18 protein-coding genes are annotated in these 22,336 nt (G+C 33.9%); 4 read left to right on the top strand and 14 right to left on the bottom strand.

The annotated features are described in order from the left end of the window. Positions 1 to 177 precede the first annotated feature (177 nt). Positions 178 to 1,152, top strand: a complete 975-nt coding sequence (gene trpS / locus JO950_RS01425) for a tryptophan--tRNA ligase (RefSeq protein WP_202700727.1) — start codon at positions 178 to 180, stop codon at positions 1,150 to 1,152. Positions 1,153 to 1,199: 47 nt separating this feature from the next. On the opposite strand, the gene dprA is transcribed toward trpS, so the two are convergent. Beyond that, positions 1,200 to 2,300, bottom strand: a complete 1,101-nt coding sequence (gene dprA, locus JO950_RS01420; RefSeq protein WP_202700726.1) for a DNA-processing protein DprA — start codon at positions 2,298 to 2,300, stop codon at positions 1,200 to 1,202. Positions 2,301 to 2,538: 238 nt separating this feature from the next. Between dprA and JO950_RS01415 the strand changes: the two genes are divergently transcribed. Then, on the top strand, positions 2,539 to 3,504 hold the full coding sequence (locus tag JO950_RS01415) for an SPOR domain-containing protein (protein ID WP_017495765.1): 966 nt from the start codon (positions 2,539 to 2,541) through the stop codon (positions 3,502 to 3,504). Positions 3,505 to 3,539: 35 nt separating this feature from the next. Here JO950_RS01415 and JO950_RS01410 read toward each other — a convergent pair whose 3' ends face one another. From JO950_RS01410 to JO950_RS01375, 8 genes are all read right to left on the bottom strand, one after another. Next, positions 3,540 to 4,301: a hypothetical protein gene (locus JO950_RS01410; protein WP_202700725.1), complete on the bottom strand. Its 762-nt coding sequence runs from the start codon at positions 4,299 to 4,301 to the stop codon at positions 3,540 to 3,542. A gap of 128 nt (positions 4,302 to 4,429) precedes the next feature. After that, the gene (locus tag JO950_RS01405) at positions 4,430 to 5,188 is read right to left on the bottom strand and encodes a hypothetical protein (protein ID WP_237732256.1); all 759 of its coding nucleotides are present in this window, start codon (positions 5,186 to 5,188) and stop codon (positions 4,430 to 4,432) included. A 156-nt stretch (positions 5,189 to 5,344) separates the two neighbouring features. Then, entirely contained in the window at positions 5,345 to 7,624 is a 2,280-nt protein-coding gene (locus JO950_RS01400; RefSeq protein ID WP_202700723.1) for a helix-turn-helix domain-containing protein, read from the bottom strand. Between the two features lie 99 nt (positions 7,625 to 7,723). Beyond that, positions 7,724 to 8,302: an OmpH family outer membrane protein gene (locus JO950_RS01395; RefSeq protein WP_202700722.1), complete on the bottom strand. Its 579-nt coding sequence runs from the start codon at positions 8,300 to 8,302 to the stop codon at positions 7,724 to 7,726. Between the two features lie 623 nt (positions 8,303 to 8,925). Further along, complete coding sequence (locus JO950_RS01390) at positions 8,926 to 9,774, bottom strand: bifunctional 2-polyprenyl-6-hydroxyphenol methylase/3-demethylubiquinol 3-O-methyltransferase UbiG (RefSeq protein WP_202700721.1); 849 nt, start codon at positions 9,772 to 9,774, stop codon at positions 8,926 to 8,928. A gap of 417 nt (positions 9,775 to 10,191) precedes the next feature. Next, positions 10,192 to 12,063: a tRNA uridine-5-carboxymethylaminomethyl(34) synthesis enzyme MnmG gene (mnmG, locus tag JO950_RS01385; RefSeq protein WP_202700720.1), complete on the bottom strand. Its 1,872-nt coding sequence runs from the start codon at positions 12,061 to 12,063 to the stop codon at positions 10,192 to 10,194. Positions 12,064 to 12,512: 449 nt separating this feature from the next. Further along, the gene (ybeY, locus tag JO950_RS01380; RefSeq protein ID WP_017495758.1) at positions 12,513 to 12,932 is read right to left on the bottom strand and encodes an rRNA maturation RNase YbeY; all 420 of its coding nucleotides are present in this window, start codon (positions 12,930 to 12,932) and stop codon (positions 12,513 to 12,515) included. Further along, positions 12,929 to 16,351: a hypothetical protein gene (locus JO950_RS01375; protein WP_202700719.1), complete on the bottom strand. Its 3,423-nt coding sequence runs from the start codon at positions 16,349 to 16,351 to the stop codon at positions 12,929 to 12,931. The genes ybeY and JO950_RS01375 overlap by 4 nt, the downstream gene beginning before the upstream one ends. Before the next feature lie 162 nt (positions 16,352 to 16,513). Between JO950_RS01375 and gltX the strand changes: the two genes are divergently transcribed. Further along, the gene (gene gltX, locus JO950_RS01370; protein ID WP_202700718.1) at positions 16,514 to 18,037 is read left to right on the top strand and encodes a glutamate--tRNA ligase; all 1,524 of its coding nucleotides are present in this window, start codon (positions 16,514 to 16,516) and stop codon (positions 18,035 to 18,037) included. Positions 18,038 to 18,070: 33 nt separating this feature from the next. Here gltX and JO950_RS01365 read toward each other — a convergent pair whose 3' ends face one another. Then, positions 18,071 to 19,573, bottom strand: a complete 1,503-nt coding sequence (locus tag JO950_RS01365; RefSeq protein ID WP_202700717.1) for a hypothetical protein — start codon at positions 19,571 to 19,573, stop codon at positions 18,071 to 18,073. 139 nt (positions 19,574 to 19,712) lie between these two features. Between JO950_RS01365 and JO950_RS01360 the strand changes: the two genes are divergently transcribed. Further along, positions 19,713 to 20,696, top strand: a complete 984-nt coding sequence (locus JO950_RS01360) for an SPFH domain-containing protein (RefSeq protein ID WP_202700716.1) — start codon at positions 19,713 to 19,715, stop codon at positions 20,694 to 20,696. A 20-nt stretch (positions 20,697 to 20,716) separates the two neighbouring features. Here the strand turns inward: JO950_RS01360 and JO950_RS01355 are convergent, their stop codons facing one another. The 4 genes from JO950_RS01355 to JO950_RS01340 form a co-directional block, all read right to left on the bottom strand. Next, the gene (locus JO950_RS01355; protein ID WP_202700715.1) at positions 20,717 to 20,971 is read right to left on the bottom strand and encodes a DUF6327 family protein; all 255 of its coding nucleotides are present in this window, start codon (positions 20,969 to 20,971) and stop codon (positions 20,717 to 20,719) included. A 2-nt stretch (positions 20,972 to 20,973) separates the two neighbouring features. Beyond that, a complete protein-coding gene (locus JO950_RS01350; protein ID WP_202700714.1) occupies positions 20,974 to 21,324 on the bottom strand; it encodes a competence protein in 351 nt (116 codons plus the stop codon). Positions 21,325 to 21,449: 125 nt separating this feature from the next. Next, positions 21,450 to 21,776, bottom strand: a complete 327-nt coding sequence (locus JO950_RS01345) for a YtxH domain-containing protein (RefSeq protein ID WP_017495752.1) — start codon at positions 21,774 to 21,776, stop codon at positions 21,450 to 21,452. A gap of 90 nt (positions 21,777 to 21,866) precedes the next feature. After that, positions 21,867 to 22,334: a hypothetical protein gene (locus tag JO950_RS01340; protein ID WP_202700713.1), complete on the bottom strand. Its 468-nt coding sequence runs from the start codon at positions 22,332 to 22,334 to the stop codon at positions 21,867 to 21,869. Between the last annotated feature and the right edge of the window lie 2 nt (positions 22,335 to 22,336).

Raw genomic sequence — 22,336 nt, 5'->3', positions numbered from 1 at the left:
ACATACCCATTCCCTTTGTGAACTTCAAAAAATTTAACATTCATTAAAGTTAAATCCTTCGCAAACTCTGTGAAAAACTTTGTGTTCTCTGTGGTTAAAATAATTAGAAACTAAAAAAAATTACACACTTTGCTCTAAAAAAACGAACTTTGCATTTAGTAATAAGAAAAAACGAGAATGGCAAAAATACTGACCGGTGTTCAGAGTACTGGAACGCCACACTTAGGCAATTTATTGGGAGCAATTATTCCTGCAATCGAATTATCAAACAATCCGGCAAATGAATCCTTTTTATTTATTGCTGATTTACATTCGATTACACAAATTAAAGACGGTAAAACTCTTAGAGAAAACACTTACAGCACTGCTGCCGCCTGGCTAGCCTGTGGTTTAAATCCTGATAAAGTAACCTTTTACAGACAATCTGATGTGGTACAAACGACAGAATTAACCTGGTATTTAAGCTGCTTTTTTCCTTTTCAGCGTCTGACTCTCGCACATTCGTTTAAAGATAAAGCGGATCGTTTAGACGATGTTAACGCCGGACTTTTTACGTATCCGATGTTAATGGCCGCCGATATTTTATTGTATGATGCCGAATTTGTACCGGTTGGTAAAGATCAATTACAGCATTTAGAAATCACTCGTGATGTCGCTTCACGTTTCAACCACCAAATGGGAGAAACCTTTGTGATTCCAGAGGCAAAAATCCAGGAAGACGGCAAACTGATTCCGGGAACAAACGGTGGAAAAATGAGTAAATCAGCTAACAATCTGATCAATATTTTCCTTGACGATAAAACAATTCGCAAGCAGGTGATGAGTATTGAAACCGATAGTACGCCACTTGAAGAACCTAAAAACCCGGATACCTGTAATGCTTTCGCCATTTATTCCCTGCTGGGAACTGAAGCACAAATCGCCGAAATGAGAGCCAACTATTTAGGAGGAAACTATGGTTACGGTCACGCCAAACAAGCTTTGTTTGAACTGATTATAGAAAAGTTTAAAACCGAAAGAGAAAAATATACTTACTTCATGAACAACCTTGATGAAGTAGATAACCTACTGAAAAAAGGCGCTTCAAAAGCTTCCGTAATTGCCGATGGTGTTTTAGCCAAAGTAAGAGAAGTTCTGGGATTTAGTAAATAAACATCTAAACCTGACGGGTTTTAAAAACCTGTCAGGTTTAATCCAAATTAAACGGCCTCAAACAATTTTCCCGGCAAGGGTCGAATGACTCCTTTCAGTTCCATATTTAAGAGAATTCCCGAAATTTTATATATAGGAAAATCACACTGCAGCGCAATAATATCCAACAATTCTTTACCGTTTTTTAGCAAAAAATCATACACCTTTTGTTCCTCCGTTTCCAAATGAATAAAGAGCTGTTTTTGAACCGGTTTTGCCTTTGTTTCCACATTCCAGTTCAGCATATAAACTAAATCTGCGGCACTTGTTAATACATTGGCACGTTGTGTTTTAATGAGATTATTGCAACCCTGACTGTATTTGTCTGTCACACGTCCGGGAACGGCAAAAACATCACGATTGTAATCATTAGCAAGATTGGCGGTAATCAGCGACCCTCCTTTTTCAGCAGATTCTATTACAATTGTTGCTTCAGTCATACCCGCCACAATACGGTTTCTACGAACAAAATTTTCTTTATCGGGATTTGATGTACTCCAAAACTCGGTTATAAAACCACCATTTTCTTCCATTGGAACCATATACTTCTTATGCGATTTTGGGTAAATCTGATTGAGACCATGTGCCAGAACTCCAATAGTTTGCAAGTTAAAATCCATCGCCCGCTGATGTGCTACGATATCTACACCATAGGCAAAACCGCTTACGATTACCGGATCGAGAGGTGCCAGTTCTTCTATTAAATTTCGGCAAAACTCCGTTCCATAAGAGGTAATCTGGCGCGTTCCCACAATACTAATTATTCGTTTATTTGCTAAATTTATATTTCCAGAGGTAAAAATCAGCACAGGAGAATCAATACAATGTTTTAAGCGTTCCGGATAGCCATCCTCTTTAAAAAAAGACACTTTAACGCCACCAGATTTCATAAATTCCATTTCCTGATTCGCTTTTTCGAAAACCGATTTATCCTTAAAATTCTGTAACAAAACCGATCCAACACCATCAATAGCAGCCATTTGACTTCCCTTACTTTTAAAAACAGCTTCTGCACTGCCAAAATAATTAAGCAGCTTTTTAGCCATTATATCTCCAACTCCATCGACTTTTAATAAGGCTAATAAATAGAATAAATCCTGATCCGGCATCCGTGTAAAATATTATGTAAAATAAGAAAGAATAAAACCTCAAATACGAAACACAAATATCATAAAAAGAAAGTCTAATCCTGTTAAATTTAAATATAAATATTGTTTCAAATCCTACAAGACTTAAACACTACCTATTAACTATTTGAAAAAGAATTGTCTATAAAAATAAAGCAATTGTTAATAAAAATTGTGAATAACATTTTGATAAGTATTCTGTAGTTGTAACTTTGTTACTATGAAAATCGAAAATTACATAGCACAGTTACTGTATCGTTATCAGTGTGTAACGGTTCCAGGGTTTGGAGCATTTTTAACAGAAATTCAATCGGCAAAGCTGAATGAAAGCACAAATTCTTTCTTTCCACCGACAAAAATGATCTCTTTCAACGGTTATCTAAAAAACAATGATGGATTGTTGGCAAATCATATCGCACAGGCTGAAAAAACTTCTTACGGTTTTGCAGTAAGCGCCATTGCTTTTGAAGTCGTGAGCTGGAAAAAAACACTAGAAGAAAATGGTGTTGTAGCACTTAAAAATATTGGTGAAATTCGATATAATGCTGATCAGAAAATGGTATTCACTCCTAATGATCAAACTAATTTCCTAACAAGTTCTTTTGGACTAAGTCCATTTGTTTCCCCACTAGTCAAAAAAGAGAATTTCGAGCGAAAAATAGAGGAAATTTCGGAAGGAGATGCAATTTCATTATACGAAAATGAAGAAGGAAGAACAACAAATCCACTTTTGAAATATGCTGCGATACTAGTCTTAGGACTTGGAATTACAGGAAGTATCGGATATCCTTTATATCAAAATCAAATCGCCGCCAAAACACTTGTTGTAGAAAGCAGTGTACAGAAAAAAGTAGAAAACAAAATTCAGGAAGCGACTTTCTTTATCCAGAACCCTATGCCTGCTGTAACTCTCTCAGTAGATACAACAAATGTAGAAACAGCTGCTGAAAAAACAATGCCTTACCACATTATGGCCGGTGCATACAGAAGCGAAAAAAATGCCAGAAAAGCTTATAATCAATTAGTAAAAGATGGTTACGAAGCCAGAATGCTAGGCGAAAACAAACACGGATTATTCCCTGTTCTCTACGGCAGCTATGCTACAATGGCTGAAGCCGAAAAAGCACAGAAAGAAATACAAAAAGGAGAAAATCCGGATGCCTGGATTCTCGTACAACCTTTATAAAACTAAAAAAAGCCTGTTCTTCGGAATGGGCTTTTTTAGTTCGCTATTATTTCTGCATCCTGCGAAAGAATTACTTTCTTCCCTTTATATATTTTCAGTCTTGCCGGAGGAGAATTCTTTTCCCCAAAAACGATAATGGCACACTCATAAACATCCCCATCCTTTTTAAATTCATACTGGTGATTACCGCCAATACCTTCAACGACTAAAACTCCACCATTAATCACTAAATCAGGCTTTTCAGTCATTTCCTTTTGAATGGACCACGATGCATATCGATAGTTATTAAAACCTAAATGATCGATTCTAATTTTAAATTTAGAAGTCTCCAGAATACAAACCGGATCTTGAAAAAAAGCAATACTAGGATCCAGGTTTTTCTTTTGCGACGCAATTAGTTTGTTTTTAAGTTCTATTTCGGCTTTCGATTGATAATTCACGGCCGTTAAACGTCCTTCAGTATCAAGCCAAATGTTGCCATGAATTAACATAATTCCGCGCAAACCCATATCTGTCCAGCCCTTTTCCGGCGTCGATTTTATAATTTCGTTTTTTAACAGAGTATCAAAAATTTCAGAATATCGTTTTATAAAATCTGCCTTATTTGCAATATCGGGTATAGGATATACTCGCTCTAACGGATAAACCACCGCATCAGCAATCGCTTCTTTCTTATCATTTTTGACATTTTCAATGAACTTTTTAACCAATTTCTGATAATCGATTTTCGAATCCTGGGCAACTATAAACCCACTGCAAAAAAATAATACTACTAAAAATATGTTGCTTCTTTTCATCTTAAATATTTTTAATTAATTATTAATCCGACAATTACGATCAAATATAACTAATTTATAATAGTTGTAACCGAATTGAAATGGGGTAATAAAACAAAAAATCCCATTCTTTCGAAATAGGATAATGTTTAACGTGGAACAATTTTAGCATCCTGATTAAGGATTTCTTTTCCGTTTTGATAAATGGTTAAATTAGCTGGTGCTGAATCTTTTGTACCTAAAACTGTAATATAACACTGGTACAAGTAATTTCCTTTTTTAAAATCGTAATGGTTGTTACCTCCTGTTCCATCGTGAAACCATTTTCCATTGGTAATGATTAAATCCGGTTTTTCGCTCATCGATTGATTTATTGACCATGAAGCATATCTGTAAGTATCATTTCCTAAGTCATCAATTCGAACTCTAAATTTAGATGTTTCTATGATAATTTGTGGCTCTTTAAACTTTGCAATCGATGGGTGAAGTTTACTTTTCTCAGAAGCTATCAATTTGTTTTTGAGATCACTTTCCACTTTTGACTGATAATTTATTGAGAAAACTTTTCCGTCAGTATCCATCCACAAAGTTCCCTGATTTAGCATTATGCCACGCCAGCCCACTTCTGACCAATCTTTTGTCGCATCCGATTGTGAAATTTCGGCTTTCAGTTCAGTATCAAAAATTTCAGCATATCTTTTTACAAGCTCTGCTTTATTCTTGATAGACGGAATTGGATTATCTCTTCTTAAAGGGTATTTAATAGCTTCGGCTACAGCCTCTTTTCTATCATTTTTTACATTATCAATAAATTTTTTAACAAACTTCTGATATTCGGGTTTCAGGTCCTGACCTGACGTATTTTGAATCGCAATGCCTATGAAGAGAATGTAAAGTAACTTTTTCATATTTTCTATTTTACATAATGTTTTTATAGTAGATTCCAAAATTTCATCAGAACCTCCAAATTCCACAATCTAACAATCTAACAATCTAACAATCTAACAATCTAACAATCTAACAATCTAACAATCTAACAATCTAACAATCTAAAAATCTAAAAATCAGTTAATGCTCGCTTTAAACATCTTCAACTCATCCCACGTAAATTCATCACCATACTTTTCCTTTAGCGGACTTAAGGATTCTTCGCTATAAAACTCGAAAGCTTCACGCAAGGCCAGAATTTTATCATACGGTAAAACATCGGATATCTCCACTTTTTTAGCCTGAATTAGTTTAACCAAATGCATTTCAACTGTTTGCACAGTAAGTTTACGAATTCGGGCAATATCCTGAACCGAATTTTTCTCCAGCCATAAATCATGGGTTTCTTCGATGGTTGTTTTCTTCTCGGCCTTTGGTGTGCTTTTATCTAATTTGCGTGCTGTATAACGCACTGTAGGTTCTTCAGATTTAAAAATATCAGTGTTCGACATATTAAATTCCTCGCGGATCTTTGCAACCTTGTCAAATTTGTAGTTTTTAATCGCTGTAGACGACAATTTCTCTTTACAGATGGTTTCACCTGTCACGACAATTTCGATGAGTAATTTGGCCTTCATTAAGCGCAAAACAGCTTTTGTTTGCAAATCATCCAAAAAAGCGAGCTCTTCGTAGAACTCTTTTACTTTTTTAAATTTCTGAATTTCGGCCATTTTATTCAAAAGATCCGTAACCAGTTTGTCCATTGGTTTAAAAAAATAATCATAAGCTGCCACTACCCTTTCCTGTACAAAAAAGAGATCGACAGTTTCTTTATTGAAAATTTTATTAAGCTGATTAACGAATTTTTGTGCAGGATCTGCTAACGAATCTATTATTTCTAAACGCTTATGTGCCCACGCAGCATGCTTTGATTTTTCAGAAGCAACTGCATTTTCGTTATAACTAAAACGGTGATTGCGCCATTCCTGAGCCAAATCAGCCCAATTAAAACTACTAATCAAATAGTTATGAATAAAATTTTTAGTTTCAAAATGCAAGGAGTTTTTCAAAACTTCTTCGCTTGCTTTGTTCAAAGCATAATCCATCACATCCTGATCGTTCGAAATACCATTCATTTGCAGCGGAGACAACAAAATAAGCCCGTTTAAGGACGTTAAACGCGATAATGCTACATAGGCTTGCCCGGGTAAGAAAACTTGCGATACATCGAGCGCAGCTTTCTCAAAAGTTAACCCCTGGCTTTTATGCACCGTAATTGCCCATGCCAGCTTAAGTGGATAATGTGCAAATGTGCCCAAAACTTCTTCTTCAACTTCTTTGGTGAGATCGTTTACTTTGTATCGGATATTTTTCCATTCGTACTTTTCAACTTCAATGGTTTTATCCTCCTCAGGAAAATGTATGAATATTTCTTCGGCCGAAAGTGACTTTACAACGCCCATTTTTCCGTTGAAATAACGCTTTTCAAAAGACAAATCATTTTTGACAAACATAACCTGAGCACCCACTTTAAGCTTTAGATTTTCCTCAACCGGAAAAATTTTCTCCGGAAAATCCCCCACAATAAACGGCTGATAAGCGAATTCATTTCCGGCTAAATCGCCAATTGCCTGCTCATTAATCGAATCGGCTTTGGCATTATGCGTGGTAAGTGTAATATATCCGGGATTATTTTTTAAGTCAAAATCAGGTTTCACATATTCATTTAAAACCTGAATATCCTGAGGTGTAATCTGATTGTTTCGAAGATTATTCAAAACCGAAATAAAAGTATCATCTGACTGACGATAAATCTTTGATAATTCAATATATAACGGCGGATATTGCTGAATTACATGCGAATGAAAAAAGAATTTTCCTTTGTAATAATTGCGCAAAGTTCGCCATTCTTCATCTCTGATAACCGGCGGAAGCTGTAACAAATCGCCAATAAAAAGTACCTGAACACCACCAAAAGCACGGGTACTTTTGCGTACGGTCTGCATCATAAAATCAATGGCATCCAACAGATCAGCGCGTAACATACTGACTTCATCGATAATCAAAAGCTCCATATTCCTGATTACGTTACGCTTCACATTATTCATTTTAAAGTGTCGACGTAAAGTTTCCTTATTCTCAAACTTCACTGTTTCAGTAAACTGAGAAGCCTCTTCGTATGATGGAATAAAGGCTGAAAATGGTAACTGAAACATCGAGTGAATCGTAACACCTCCGGCATTCAGCGCCGCAATTCCGGTTGGAGCCACAACCACAGTATTTTTATGCGTAGTGGCAATAATTTCACGCAAAAGTGTAGTCTTCCCGGTCCCCGCTTTACCGGTCAGGAAAATAGATTTTTGCGTTTGATTAATGAATTGTAAAGTATAAGCTGCTGCTTCTGAAACGTTTTGCATTAGGCGTAAATTGAGAGCTAAAAGTATCGTATTTTTATAAAAGAAAAAACCTAAATCTTGACAGATTTAGGTTTTTAAATTTAGTTAGTTAGTTTGGTATTATTTTTTAGCTTCCTCTTTTACAGCTGGTTTTTCTTCTGTTTTTGGAGTCGCTTTATATTTGTCATTCAAAGCTTTAACGATATCTTTTGTGATATCGAATTTCTCTTCAGCATACAAAATTGAAGCAGCATCTCCAGTACCATAGATATAAGAATAACCGTTTTTCTTACCGTAATCTTTGATGAATTTCTTCACTCCACTTACCAAAGAATCCATTTCAACACCGCTTTCCTGTTGTAATTGTTGAGACAAAGCTTGTTGTGCATAACCCAATTGTTGTTCTCTTTTTTGCAATTCAGCACCTCTTTGTTGTGCCCACGCCTGACCGTTTGCTTGTGCCTGACTTTGAAAATTAGCAGCGTCTTGTTTAAAACGTGTAATCTCAGCTTGTAGTTGTCTTCCTTTTTCTTCTGCCTGAGCTTTGTATTTAGCTTCAAGGTCTTTTGCTTCAGTGTATTCTTTCATTAAAACTGAAGTATCTACGTAAGCTGTTTTTACTTCCTTAACTTCCGCAGTTTTGTCACTACATGAAACAGCGAAAATTGAAAGTGCGATAATTACTAATGCTTTTTTCATTTTTTTAAATCTCTATTTTTTTTATTGTATTGAATGAAGACAAAAATATAAAAAAATAAATAGCATCAACATAAAGTTTAAAAAATGCTATAATTTTATGATATTAGTTTTATTTATTGAGGAGATTTTTACCATAAAATATCATTATTAAAAATGACTTTCACAGCCTTTTTTTAAGACGTTTTCTCAGAAACAACAACACAAATACTCACCTATCATCAGAAAACCCCTTAAACAAGCTTATTTCAAGTTTTAGGGTGATTGAAAGCGTAAATCCGTTAAGAATTGTTCTTTTTTTACCGTTGCGCTTCATCTGATCGCAAACCCATAAAATTAATCCAGTCAAAAAAAATATTTATTATTTTTTACATTCACGAAACAAAACTTAGCAAAAAAAAGAAGCACTTTTCTAAAAACTCGAATTTCTAAAAAGAAATACCAAAATTTCTAAAAAAATGCTCCATTTTTACTGCATTAATTTTATTTATGGACTGGCATTTTACCATAAAATCTCACTATTAAAAGCGGCTTTCATAGCTTTTATTTAAGGCGATTTATTAAAAAAGACGACACAAACCCTCATATTCCCTTAGAAAACGCCTTAAATGCGCTTATTTTACGTTTTAGCTGTTTTTTAAGACATAAATGTGTGATGAATACTCTTTTGTTCCCGATGCTTTTAAATTTGATCGCAAACCAATAAAAAAGGCCTTAACGAAATTCATTTTTCCCGTTTTGTATTTTTCCGATAAAAGACTAACGTAAAATGAATCGAATCTCATCGGAAGCACTTTTTCTAATTTCATATCTACTTTTCCAAAAAGAGACTGAATAGCTTTTTTCGAGAAATGCCAAAAGTGAATTGGCACATCATAAGCTGCCCAAAATTCATTGTAATATTTTGCATCAAACGATTTGAAATTTGGAACCGCCACAATTAAAGTTCCAGTTGGTTTTAATAATCTTTTCAATTCCCGAATTTGCAATTCCAAATTTGGTACATGTTCTAAAACGTGCCACATGGTAATGACATCAAAAGAATTATTTTCAAGAGCATCAATTCCGTTTACAAAAGAAATTCCTTTTTCTATCGCAATATTTTTTGCTCTCTCGCTTGGTTCCACTCCAACTGTTTCCCAACCATCATTTTTTGCTGTCAATAAAAAATCTCCGGTTCCGGCACCAATATCTAAAATTCTGCCTTTTTGAGATTGTTCACCATTAATCAAATTCAGTTTATTTTTTAAAGCAATACTTTTTACAAAGTGATAGGCTTTTTCAAACAAAGATCTTTTATTGTCGGTATGAGAAATATAATCTTCGCTTTCGTAATATCTTCCAAGATTTTCTAAATCGGGTTGTGGAGAAGTAATTAACATATCTAAAGTTTCATCGTAATACAGATCAAAAATTTCTTTAGATACAGAATGGTCTTTTACAGAAAGAAAATGTTTTTTGTTTAAAACGTTCATTTTTAATTATAGGTTTTTAATAGAATTTGGCAACGCAAATGTTGCATCAAAAATACTAATGCAACAAGTATTAATTAATTTGAAATGCTTTACTACGCATCTCACAGATTTTTTTTTAAATAGTTTTACGATTTTCTTCAAGTTTAGCAAGACTTATCAAAGTAGTTTCACGTGGAACATTTATTTATTTCAGATCACTTTCTCTTAAAACAATCCAACGTAATAAAATTCAAATCCCAAACTCAAAACTTGAAACCTCAAACTTGAAACCTCAAACTTGAAACCTCAAACTTGAAACCTCAAACTTGAAACCTCAAACTTGAAACTCAAAACTTGAAACTCAAAACTTGAAACTTGAAACTTGAAACAAAGAAAATCAAAACAAATAAAGACGCACCTATTGGCACGTCTCTTTTTTTATCTTCCCATGTAAATTAACAAAACAGAAATATCACTTGGAGAAACTCCGCTTATTCTTGAAGCCTGAGAAATAGTTACAGGACGAATCTTGCTTAACTTTTGTTTGGCTTCAATCGACATTGATTTAATTTTATCGTAATCGAAATTCTCCGGTATTTTCACTTCTTCCAAACGAGTTAGTTTATCCGCATTATTTCTTTCCTTTTCGATATAACCGGAATACTTCACCTGAATTTCTGCCTGCTCCAAAATTTCCTGATCCAGATTATTTTCTTCCACATACGCTTTCACTTTTTCAAACTTAAGCATATCGTCTAAATCAATTTGAGGACGAGAGAAAACTTTAAACATTTTATCTCCCTGTGAAATTGGAGCGGTTTCTTTAGCTTCTAAAATAGGATTTGTTTCTGCAACAGAAACACTGGTCTCTCTAAAAAAGGCCACCATCTTTTCAGACTCGCTTAATTTCTTTTCCATTCGGCGTAAACGCTTTTCAGAAGCAAGACCAATTTCGTGCGACATTGGCGTCAATCTAAAATCGGCATTATCCTGACGCAACAAAGTTCTATACTCTGCTCTTGATGTAAACATACGATAAGGTTCTTCTGTTCCTTTCGTAATCAAATCATCAATCAATACTCCGATATAAGCTTCATCACGTTTCAAAATCAACGGCGCTTTTTCATGTACTTTCAAATGTGCATTTATTCCCGCCATCAAACCTTGAGAAGCGGCTTCTTCATATCCGGTAGTTCCATTGATCTGTCCGGCGAAATACAATCCTTCCACTAATTTTGTTTCCAAGGTATGTTTCAATTGTGTCGGTGGGAAATAGTCATACTCGATCGCATAACCCGGACGGAAGAATTTCACATTCTCAAAACCGGCTACAGAACGCAATGCTTTAAACTGAATATCTTCCGGAAGTGAAGTTGAAAATCCATTCACATACACTTCGCAAGTATTCCACCCTTCCGGTTCCACAAATAATTGATGACGCTCTTTATCGGCGAAACGATTAATTTTATCTTCTATCGAAGGACAGTATCTTGGACCAAGACTTTTGATTCTTCCGTTAAACATTGGCGAACGATCAAAACCATCTCTCAAAATATCGTGAACATCCAATGACGTATACGTCATGTAACAAGAACGCTGATGTGTTAACGGTGAAGTCAAATCAGAATAAGAAAACTTATCCGGCTTTGCATCACCTTTCTCTTCGTTCATATTAGAATAATCCAAAGAACGTCCATCCACTCGTGGTGGCGTTCCCGTTTTCATTCTTCCAGCTTCGAAACCGGCACGAACTAAATCCTCAGTAATTCCTGTTGCAGCACTTTCTCCTGCTCGTCCTCCTCCAAACTGTTTTTCTCCAATATGAATTAAACCATTCAAAAAAGTTCCGTTTGTCAAAACAACAGACTTAGAACGAATCTCAACTCCCAACGAAGTTTTGATTCCTTTTATCTTCCCATCCTCAATAATCAAACCTTTGACCATCTCTTGGTAGAAATCCAAATTTGGAGTTCCCTCCAACATCATTCTCCATTCTTCAGCAAAACGCATTCGATCACTTTGAACTCTTGGCGACCACATTGCCGGTCCTTTCGATTTATTCAACATCTTAAATTGAATGGCCGTTCGGTCAGAAACAATTCCTGAGTATCCACCCAACGCATCAATCTCTCGCACGATCTGTCCTTTTGCAATTCCTCCCATCGCAGGATTACAAGACATCTGTGCGATGTTCTGCAAACTCATTGTAACCAATAAAGTTTTGGATCCCAGATTTGCTGCCGCTGCCGCGGCCTCAGATCCTGCATGACCAGCACCAACTACAATAACATCGTATTCTTCTAAAAACATTTTGTTTTATTATTCTCTTCAAACCGTTTAAGGCGGTTCTCAGAATTAATTTTCTTTTCTTTTGTTCCACGTGGAACGTGGTTTTTCTTTTTCAGGTTTCAAGTTTCAAGTTTCAGGTTTCAAGTTTCAAGTTTCAGGTTTCAAGTTTCAGGTTTCAGGTTAGAAGCTTTCTGTTTCGAAACTTGAACTAGAAACTCTCTTCAATTCTAAAAACTTTCCCCATACTAAATCCCTATAATTCTCAAAAAATATTGTTTCACGTGAAACAATCTAAAACCATTCTTTATCAAAAAACAATCGTTCCACGTGGAACATTCGGTTCTTTTATACACAGAAAAAAACTTTTTTTTTTCATGTTCCACGTGAAACACTTTAATTTAATCACCCTCTTCTACTCTATTATGTTTCACGTGGAACATGTAAAACTGAATTAAAAAAAGGTAATTTATCTACTGTTCCACGTGAAACATCGCAATCTTTTCATCTTCTTTAGATCGCATTAATTCAGCTTCAGCATCACTTTTATCTTTATATCCACAGTAATGTAATATGCCGTGTGCTAAAACTCTCTTCAATTCTTCAGTAAAAGAAACATTAAAATCTTTAGCATTGTCTTCAACTCTTTCAACAGAAACAAAAATATCTCCGTTGAGTTCGTTACCAACTGTATAATCAAAACTGATTATATCTGTTAACGTATCATGATTTAGATACTCTACATTAATCTTATGAAGATACTCATCATCACAGAAAATGTAATTTATCTCTCCTTCGTTTTTGTTTTCAGAAACGATAACAGCACTTAACCAGTCAGAAAAAGCTTGTTCGTTGTCTAAAGTAAATTCGGTTTCGTAATTAAAATTGATCATTTTGTATTAAAATATTCTTGAACTTTTTGATTAAAATTCGAGCGCAAAGGTAGTGATTGTCTGTTTAATATCTCCACACTGTTTAAATATTCCAGTAACGAACTCGGCAACGCGTTTGTTCTATTAGGAAATTCAGTCTTATTGGTTTCAGATTGACGCTTCTTATCTTGTCCTTGTTGCTGAACTGCGTTGTTTAACTTTAGTAATTCTTGCTGAATATTAAGGATACGTTGCAAGTTCTCATTCTTAAAACCTTTATTCAAAATTTGCTTTTCGGAAGCTTTCATCTGATCGATTACAGATTTACCCTCAGAGTCTAATCCTTTTTTAGCAAGTTCTTTTTGCAAGGCTTCACGTAATTTTACTTGTTCTTTATAAATTTCCATGATTGCTTCAGCATCTCCTTCCCCATCATTATCCTTCACCTGCCCATTACTTTGACCTCCATTTTTATTCCCCTGACCGGTTTTACCATCACCATTTTTACCTTTACCATCCTTTCCATTACTTTCTTTGCCTTCACCACTTTTTCCATCGCCCGGTTTATCACCCATTTTTTCACCGGATTTATCCCCAGGTTTATCCCCAGGTTTATCTCCCGGTTTACTGCCAGACTTCATACCTTCTTTCATCTTATCTCCTAAACCTTTTTGTTTTTGGATAATATCCGGTAATTGCATTCCTTGTCCATCACCCGGTTTTGGTTTTCCAGATCCCGGTTTCGACATAGACATCTGCATATTATTTAATAAATCACTCAAAAAATCTGCCAACTTATTTGCAGAAGAAACTGCATATTGCTGATGCGATACTCCTTTTGGAACCTGAACATCGCTTAAACTTTCAATAGCTTTATCAATATTGTACTGTACATTTCCAATTTCTTTGGTTACGTCTTCGGCAACTTTAGGGTTACGAAGTGATAAAGCAAACAAACTGTCATCCACATATCTGAACTGTTGTTTCAAATTTTGCTGAATTTTAATGTTCTTCGTGTACGCTGACGAACCCAATTTCATTGTTCTAAATTGTTTCATCACATCTTCCTGCGACAAAGAATAGGCTAAAAGATTATCCAGAATCTGACGAAGCATTGCTACATCTTCTTCCATTTGTTCTTGTTCGCCACTTTCCATACCGGCATCCATTTGTTCTGCCATACTTTTCATTTTTTTAGCAGCACTCTTTTGTTTTGGTTTAGCTGACGAAGAATTCTTTTTACTCAAGTCTTCTGAAGCTTTCTGCAAATCATTCTTCACGTCTTTCTCCTTCGAAGCATCATTCGGAATGTCTAGTGGAGCTTTTAATGTTTTGTTTTCTTCTTTCAGATTCTTCAAATCTTCCTGAATTTTATCAAAATCTTTATTGATATCTTCTTGTTTGTCCTGCGTATTTTCTTTGTCTTTATTTGAAAGCTGCTCTTGTTTGTCTGCAAGCTTGTTTAACTTTTCAGCAACTTGCTCTGCTTTCTTGGATACATAAAAACGCTTGGTCAATTCAACCAATTGTTCTAAATTACGGGATTGGTTTTTACTAATCTGTTTGAACTTTTCCATCTTATCAAACAGATCTTCGCTATTCAATTTGTCATTTAGATTCTTCAATTCCTCCATTAACTTCTGGTTTTTCTCCAGATCCTTTTCAGCATTGTCTAATCTCTTTTGCAAATCTTCAGCTGTTTTATCTTTCTTATCCAATTGAAACTTGTCCAGATTTTTATTCATTTTCTCTGTAAATTGTTTCATCAACTCGTCTTGTTGTTTCTGACGCTTGATAAAATCATTTACTTTTTGCTGATCTTTAAACTCTAAATTCTCTTTCTCTTTACCGGCTTTCTGAATCTTGTCCATCTCAGAAAACTGTTTGGTTTGATTCTTTAAAGACTTCTCTAAACTATTAATGTTCTCATTCTGCTGTTGCAATTCCTTATCATGAATTTCATCAGTGGTAGCAACACGATCAGAAAACACAGAAGACTTTGTACTTTTAAAACCATGTGGTGCATCGTTATCAAAAACTTCAAAATAGTATTCATAAGATACTCCCTCCTGCACTGCCAGATTGCTTGGAAAGTTAAAAACAAACTGATCAAATACTCCTGACTTCACAGGTATTGTTCCACGCTTGGCAGTGTTAGGTTTGTTTCTTTCATAATAAACAACCTGTAATTTAGACAAACCATAATCATCCCCTAACCTACCCAGAACATAATTTTTATCTAACTTCAAACTATCCGGAGCTGGTGCTACATGAATTGATGGGTGCTGATCTTTGATCACTGAGAGCTGATAATCCAGTTTTTCGTAGTTTTTGACCTTATTATTCGAGGTAAGAATTTGATATTCTGTATTTTGACTTATGTTTTTAGCCAATTTAAACTCATTTTGGTCTCTATTAAACTTAAAAATTGAATTTTCGCCCTTCCAAACGATCTCCTGAGTAGATTGTGTTTTCATTTTCCAGGTTACCAAAGTTCCTTCAGGTAGGATTGCATTACCTGTTCCCTGAATAATTTCAGCTTTCTTTTTTAAGTAAGATGGAAAATTAAGTACCATCTCAAAGTTCGCAATTGATGGAACTGTGATCACTTTCAATTCGTATTCTTCTGATGAAACTGTATTACCTTCAAAAGAGAAAGAAACATTTTCAACTGGCTTTTCAACTTTGAATTCAAACTTTCCCGGTTGAGAAGATTCCATAAAATAACTTTCATTCCCTACATGAATCATAACATTTTCAGGAACGATCTTCCCAACAGATTCCATCTTGATAACAAAATCTTTGTTTTGTTCGGTTTGTAAATTCTGATTTAGAACAACAAATTTAAAAGGTGCCGGAGGCAAAAAGGTAGCATTAAAATGCACTACTCTATTTAAACTTTGTGAAATAATAGTACTGTTTCCTGAAATATAAAACACGGCAAAAAGCAAAACCGGAACGATTGCTAATGGCAAATACTTTTTATTATTGTTAAAATTGATCGCATTTCCAAATGGAATCGGCTGTAAAGAATTGGCTTTTTGTTCTATTGAAGCCAGCATTAATTCCGAACTTTCGGCTGTATTGCCTGAAGCCGATAATTGCAAAAAGTTAGTCAGCTTATCACTTACCTCCGTAAAATGGTTTCCAATAATAGCCGAAGCCTGATTGTAATCTATTCCTTTCTGAAGTTTGAATAACTTAAAAACGGGGAATAAAATAAATCGAAACAAAAGAAAAACTTCTACTCCAATAAATAACCAAAACAATACGGTTCTTCCAAATGGTTTCAACCATAGAAAATACTCAATAAAAAGTGTCAAAAGAAAATACAATAATCCAAAACCCATAAAAAGAAGTCCTCCTTTTATCAATTCATTCGTATAATATTTTTTTATAAATGCTTCTAATTTTTGATATATGGCAGATGTTGTTTTCAAAATGAATCTCTTTTATTTATAACCTATAAAAGTAGTAATTTTAATAATACCTTCTAAGATTCTAAGTTACTAAGGTTCTAAGCTTTCAGGAGGCAAAAATCTAAAATCGACATTCTTAAATCTAAAATCATAAACCGTATCTTTGCATCAAAATTTAAACAAATGTCAAAGCAAGTTCGTGTGCGTTTTGCACCAAGTCCAACTGGACCATTACATATTGGCGGTGTTCGTACTGCTCTATTTAATTATTTATTTGCAAAAAAACATAACGGTGTTTTTTATCTGAGAATTGAAGATACAGATCAGACTCGTTTTGTTCCAGGTGCTGAAGCTTATATTATGGAAGCGCTGGAATGGTTAGGAATTGCTCCTGAAGAAACGGTTGGAAAAAATGAAAAATTTGGTCCGTACAGACAAAGCGATCGTAAAGAAATATACCAAAAATATGCCGATCAATTGATCCAATCTGGCTGGGCATATTATGCATTTGATACTCCGGAAGCACTGGATGCACACAGAAAGCAACACGAAGCTGAAGGAAAAACGTTTATATACAATCATCATAACCGTGAAAAGTTGGATACTTCTTTGGTAATTTCTGCAGATGAAGCTGCTGCAAGAATTGCCAATGGCGAGCATTATGTCATTCGTTTTAAAACTCCGGTTGATGAAACTTTACATTTAAAAGATATTATTCGTGGTGATGTAAAATTTGAAACCAATTTATTGGATGATAAAGTATTATTCAAAAGCGACGGAATGCCAACATATCACTTAGCCAATATTGTAGATGATCATTTAATGGAAACTTCACATGTAATTCGTGGTGAAGAATGGTTACCTTCTATGCCTCTTCACGTTTTATTGTACAGAGCTTTTGGCTGGGATGCTCCTGAATTTGCACACTTACCTTTGATTTTAAAACCGGTTGGAAACGGAAAATTATCTAAAAGAGACGGTGACAAATTAGGATTTCCTGTGTTTCCGTTGGAATGGAAAACGGAAGAAAGCATTTCATCCGGCTACAGAGAAAAAGGATTTTTCCCGGAAGCAGTTGTAAACTTCCTGGCTTTGTTAGGATGGAACGACGGAACGGACAAGGAAATATTTTCTCTAGAAGAATTAGTAGCCTCTTTTGATTTGAACAGAGTTCATAAAGCGGGAGCAAAATTCGATCCTGAGAAAAACAAATGGTTCAATCACCAGCATCTTATCCAACAAAATGATGCCGATTTAGCAAAAAGTTTCTCTTCTATTTTAGAAGAAAAAGGCTTCTCTTCCTTCGTCTCCGCTCAGGAAGACATTGCAAAGCTTACAAGAATTGTTTCACTGATTAAAGAACGAGCTAATTTTGTTTCAGAATTTTGGGATTTAACAGATTTCTTTTTTCAGGCACCTACGTCTTATGATGAAAAAGCAAGTAAAAACTGGAAGGAAGAGACACCTGCTTTAATGCAAGAATTAATTTCGGTTGTAGAAAATATTGAAGATTTTACTTCAGCCAATATTGAAACCATTGTAAAAGACTGGCTGACTAAAAATGAAATTGGTATGGGGAAAGTCATGCAGCCTTTCAGACTTAGTTTGGTTGGAGCACTAAAAGGTCCTCACCTATTTGACATTGTTGAAATCATTGGAAAAGAAGAAACTATTTCGAGAATTCAAAAAGCAATTTCGACTTTATAAAACAAAAAAGCTCCCAAAATTGGGAGCTTTTTTTTAGTCTTTAAACAAAAGAACTTTATAATATTCTTCATTATCCGTTTCTATCAACCATATTCCCTGATCAGAAAATATGGTTTCAAAATAAACTGCATTTCCCTTACTTGGAATGGTTTTTAAATAATTATTCATTGCCGGACTAAGATCCATTGCAACAAATGAAACAGGTGAGAATGCTTTATTTTTTATATCTACTTTATCATATGAATTATTTACAAACGCTCTTCTTCTTAAATAACTAGTTGTACGATTATAAATTACATTATTCATTTTCAATACATTACCTGAAGATTTTTCAACAACTGCATAATTAGAAAATTCCATGAATACATCTGCAGAATTGGTAAAAAGGAGTTTTCCATTGTATTCAAATAAATTAAGATTAAAGTTTAAACCACAACATAAACCTTCAAAATTTTCGTCTTTGATTGGATTAATAGATTCCCATATTTTATTTCCATCTTTATCAAACTTAAAAATATAGAATCCAACAGCATCAAAACCTTTATGAATTCTAGATTTCTCACTGTTATAAATTCCATAAACATAAATATCACCATTCTTAGAATCTTCGTAATAATTATTAACTGCCTGTACATCCCAAGCAAAATTGTCAACATAACCAGCACCGCAGGAAGATAAAATAAAAAAATTATCTTTTAAATTTAGCTTCATTGTTACATCCTTAATCTTCTTACCTTGAATATCATAAGTTGTTTTATAAATAATATTCTCATTACGTTCTTTTGAAATTGATTTTGTCACCATATCAAAAGTATCATTTGCTTTCAGCTTACAACTAAAAGTCACACCTTTTTTTGTTGATTCTATTAATGAATTTCCTTTTAACAAATCTAATTTAGGCGTTTCTAATTTTACTCTGTTTTTTTGCTTGGATTTTAAATCAAAAACCTCTAAATAAATTTCATCTTTTTCAAAATTAATATTATTCTTCCCCTTTTGATTTGTTAATCCTAAATCATAAAAGTCGGAAAAAGAACTATAAAAAAGATTTTCAAAAAAAACATCATCAAAAGATAGCCCAACATTCGGCATAAATTGATTACTAACATTTACAAGTCCAAAATAACAACTATTTGTTTTTTTAATGTCGTCGAATGAAATGCTACTATTGTAAACATTATTTAAATAATACTCACGCATACCTGTACTCGATAATTTATCTCCTCCTAAAGCTTTAAAAGAATTTTCGCTAACTGAAAAAGTACAATTAGCTAATTTTTTATTTTCAAATAAAATAGATTTACTGCCATTTTCATCAAAACTATATCCAGATTTTGTCATATAAAATATAGTACTAGGAGTTACAGCACCTAAATAAAGCTTTTCTCCTTTAAAAACTACAAACTTTTTTGAATTAGGAAGATATCTAAATCCAGTAGGTTCATTATTTTTTTCATATTTTTCCTCAACAATAACAGTTTGGGCTGATAAATAAACAGAAGAGAGTAAGGCAATACTAAAAAGTATTCTTTTCATAAATTTGTTTTTGGTTTAAATTTGAGCGCAAATATATATATAAATTAACACTAAAAATCGTTAGAAAAATAATTAATAAACAATTATCAACATATAATTTGTATTTTTAGAAGATCATAAAAACTAAATCATTATCACCATGAGTACAGCATTTATTATCATTTTAGTCCTGGCATTTTTTATACTAATGTCCTCCTTCTTTACCGTGAAACAACAATCGTCGGTAATTATAGAAAGATTTGGAAAATTTTTAAGCGTAAGAAATTCAGGATTACAACTAAAAATTCCTTTGGTTGACCGATTGGCCGGACGTGTTAATCTTAAAATACAACAGTTAGATGTTATTATTGAAACCAAAACCAGAGACAACGTTTTCATAAAAATGAAAGTTTCGGTACAATTCAAAGTTATTCAGGAAAAAGTATATGATGCTTTTTATAAGTTAGAATATCCACACGATCAGATTACTGCTTATGTATTTGATGTGGTTCGTGCCGAAGTTCCTAAACTAAAACTGGATGACGTTTTTGAAAGAAAAGATGACATTGCTATTGCCGTAAAAAGAGAATTGAATGAAGCGATGACTACTTATGGTTATGATATCATCAATACTTTGGTGACTGATATTGATCCTGACATTCAGGTAAAAAATGCCATGAACCGAATTAACGCCGCTGACAGAGAAAAAACTGCTGCTGAATTTGAAGCTGAAAGTTCCAGAATCAGAATCGTTGCAAAAGCAAAAGCCGAAGCCGAAAGTAAACGTTTACAAGGTCAAGGTATTGCAGATCAGCGTCGTGAAATTGCCAGAGGTCTTGTAGAAAGTGTTGAAGTTTTAAACAATGTTGGTATCAATTCTCAGGAAGCTTCTGCCCTAATTGTAGTTACACAACATTATGATACCTTACAGGCAATTGGTGCTGATGCCAATTCGAACCTAATCTTGTTACCAAATTCTCCTCAAGCCGGAAGTGATATGCTCAACAATATGGTTGCCTCGTTTACAGCTTCTAACCAGGTTGGTGAAATGATGAAAAAAACGAACAAAAAAATTGAGAAAATAAAACCAATCGAACCACAACAGTCTGGTTATGAAGATGACATTCAACCAGAAATAAAATAATTAACAAAAGAAAAAGAGGCTTATTTGCCTCTTTTTCTTTTTATAAACCAATTGATAATATAGGGTAAAATGGATTGTAAAATTTGTGGATACGAATTGAAGAAATACTCTTTATAAGAAGAAAATACTCCGTTAATTACATTTTGTGGTGTTATAGACTCCTTAGTTTTTTGAAAACTTAATACTAATTTTTGGTAATTAATATCTTTCTCCAATTTCAGAATTTCTAAATCTCTCTCGATTTCAGCGTATGATGAATATTTTTTTGTTTCCATAATTAATCATTAAAAAATATTTCTGAAAATTTCTCCAAAATTGGTCCTTCTACAAACTTATCTTTTACAAAGAAAAGTAGTATTGTGGCCAAAAGATAGATCCCTCCTACTGCTAGAAATCCCAAAGTGTAACTTCCAAACCAATTGCTAAAAGCGAATGCTGCTGCAACAGATCCAAAAAGTAATACCATTCCAACACACAATAAAATCAAAGTAAACTTAAAAATCAGAGTGGTCGATTTCATTGCGACCTTAAAACCCCAAAGTTTATAGTAGGCCAAATGACTGTCGAGATAAATTTTAGCCTGATCCTGAATATTTTCAGTATTCTCTTTTAATTCTTCAAAAGCCATAGTTGTAGTTTTGGTTAAAAAAAGAAGCACAAAACTTATGATTCAAAATTGGCATTTGATTATTCTAAGAATAAAATAACCGAAACAATCCAACAAATCATTCTAAGCTTTGTGCTTCCGGATTATTATTTCTGAAGTTTAGCGTTTTGTGCTTTTAAATCAGCCAGTTTAGCTTCTAAAAAACTAATTACTTCTTCTGTTTTATAACTCATATTGGAAAGCAGCTCTCCATAAGTTCCATCTAAATTTTCTTTTGCATGGGTAAACTTTTCACGCAGTACTTCAGAACTTGCTGAAAGTGAATCTTTTAAATTATGAGCTGCATCATCTAAACCTTCTTTAAGTTTAGCACGGGTTTTAGATCCTTTATCGGGAGCAAATAAAATTCCAATCGCTGCACCAGCGGCCGCAGCACCTATGATTGCTGCTACAGTATTTAGATTCTTTGACATAATATTTAATTTAAGTGATTAATAAAGGTACTCTTTTTTTAAACTATAAAATATTGACTTGATGATAATTAATAAAAGTTAACACAAAATTTAATACGCATAAGCTACTGCTTCATACTTTCCATCTGCTTTTTCAACAATGCTCACAAATGGGTATCCGTTTGAAGCCGATTTTGTTTTTATTCTCATCGCAGTTTGTTTCTGATTTGCAAGTGGAGACTCTCCTTTTGTCTTAGTGGAGACTCCCGAAAAATTAGCCACCTGTTTCAAACCGGCTGTTTTCTCCTGAGACAAAACTGTCACCAATTTGTAATCTGATTTAGAATCAACCAGAACTTTATCACTAATTTTTTTAGTTTCTTTTGTTTCTTTATTGGTCAATTGTGAAACTGCGTACTTGCTAATTTTCTGTTCTTCTCTACTCCTATCTAATGAATAATAAATTAAATCATTTTCCTGTTTGATAAAATTAACATCCAATTGTTCTCCATTGTGTTTTGTAATTTGGTGCGTCTGACCAATTGCAAGATTTGCAAATAAAAACGACAGTGTAATAATAA

This window comes from Flavobacterium sp. UGB4466 (assembly GCF_903469665.1).
GTDB lineage: Bacteria > Bacteroidota > Bacteroidia > Flavobacteriales > Flavobacteriaceae > Flavobacterium > Flavobacterium lipolyticum.
Note: the sequence above shows the minus strand (reverse complement) of the source record. Positions and strands in the feature narration are given on the sequence as shown.

What these genes read in the sequence shown, in the direction of transcription:
- trpS (WP_202700727.1), top strand. Translation starts at nt 178, where the DNA reads ATGGCAAAAATACTGACCGGTGTTCAGAGTACTGGAACGCCACACTTA.
- dprA (WP_202700726.1), bottom strand. Translation starts at nt 2,300, where the DNA reads ATGCCGGATCAGGATTTATTCTATTTATTAGCCTTATTAAAAGTCGAT.
- JO950_RS01415 (WP_017495765.1), top strand. Translation starts at nt 2,539, where the DNA reads ATGAAAATCGAAAATTACATAGCACAGTTACTGTATCGTTATCAGTGT.
- JO950_RS01410 (WP_202700725.1), bottom strand. Translation starts at nt 4,301, where the DNA reads ATGAAAAGAAGCAACATATTTTTAGTAGTATTATTTTTTTGCAGTGGG.
- JO950_RS01405 (WP_237732256.1), bottom strand. Translation starts at nt 5,188, where the DNA reads ATGAAAAAGTTACTTTACATTCTCTTCATAGGCATTGCGATTCAAAAT.
- JO950_RS01400 (WP_202700723.1), bottom strand. Translation starts at nt 7,624, where the DNA reads ATGCAAAACGTTTCAGAAGCAGCAGCTTATACTTTACAATTCATTAAT.
- JO950_RS01395 (WP_202700722.1), bottom strand. Translation starts at nt 8,302, where the DNA reads ATGAAAAAAGCATTAGTAATTATCGCACTTTCAATTTTCGCTGTTTCA.
- JO950_RS01390 (WP_202700721.1), bottom strand. Translation starts at nt 9,774, where the DNA reads ATGAACGTTTTAAACAAAAAACATTTTCTTTCTGTAAAAGACCATTCT.
- mnmG (WP_202700720.1), bottom strand. Translation starts at nt 12,063, where the DNA reads ATGTTTTTAGAAGAATACGATGTTATTGTAGTTGGTGCTGGTCATGCA.
- ybeY (WP_017495758.1), bottom strand. Translation starts at nt 12,932, where the DNA reads ATGATCAATTTTAATTACGAAACCGAATTTACTTTAGACAACGAACAA.
- gltX (WP_202700718.1), top strand. Translation starts at nt 16,514, where the DNA reads ATGTCAAAGCAAGTTCGTGTGCGTTTTGCACCAAGTCCAACTGGACCA.
- JO950_RS01365 (WP_202700717.1), bottom strand. Translation starts at nt 19,573, where the DNA reads ATGAAAAGAATACTTTTTAGTATTGCCTTACTCTCTTCTGTTTATTTA.
- JO950_RS01360 (WP_202700716.1), top strand. Translation starts at nt 19,713, where the DNA reads ATGAGTACAGCATTTATTATCATTTTAGTCCTGGCATTTTTTATACTA.
- JO950_RS01355 (WP_202700715.1), bottom strand. Translation starts at nt 20,971, where the DNA reads ATGGAAACAAAAAAATATTCATCATACGCTGAAATCGAGAGAGATTTA.
- JO950_RS01350 (WP_202700714.1), bottom strand. Translation starts at nt 21,324, where the DNA reads ATGGCTTTTGAAGAATTAAAAGAGAATACTGAAAATATTCAGGATCAG.
- JO950_RS01345 (WP_017495752.1), bottom strand. Translation starts at nt 21,776, where the DNA reads ATGTCAAAGAATCTAAATACTGTAGCAGCAATCATAGGTGCTGCGGCC.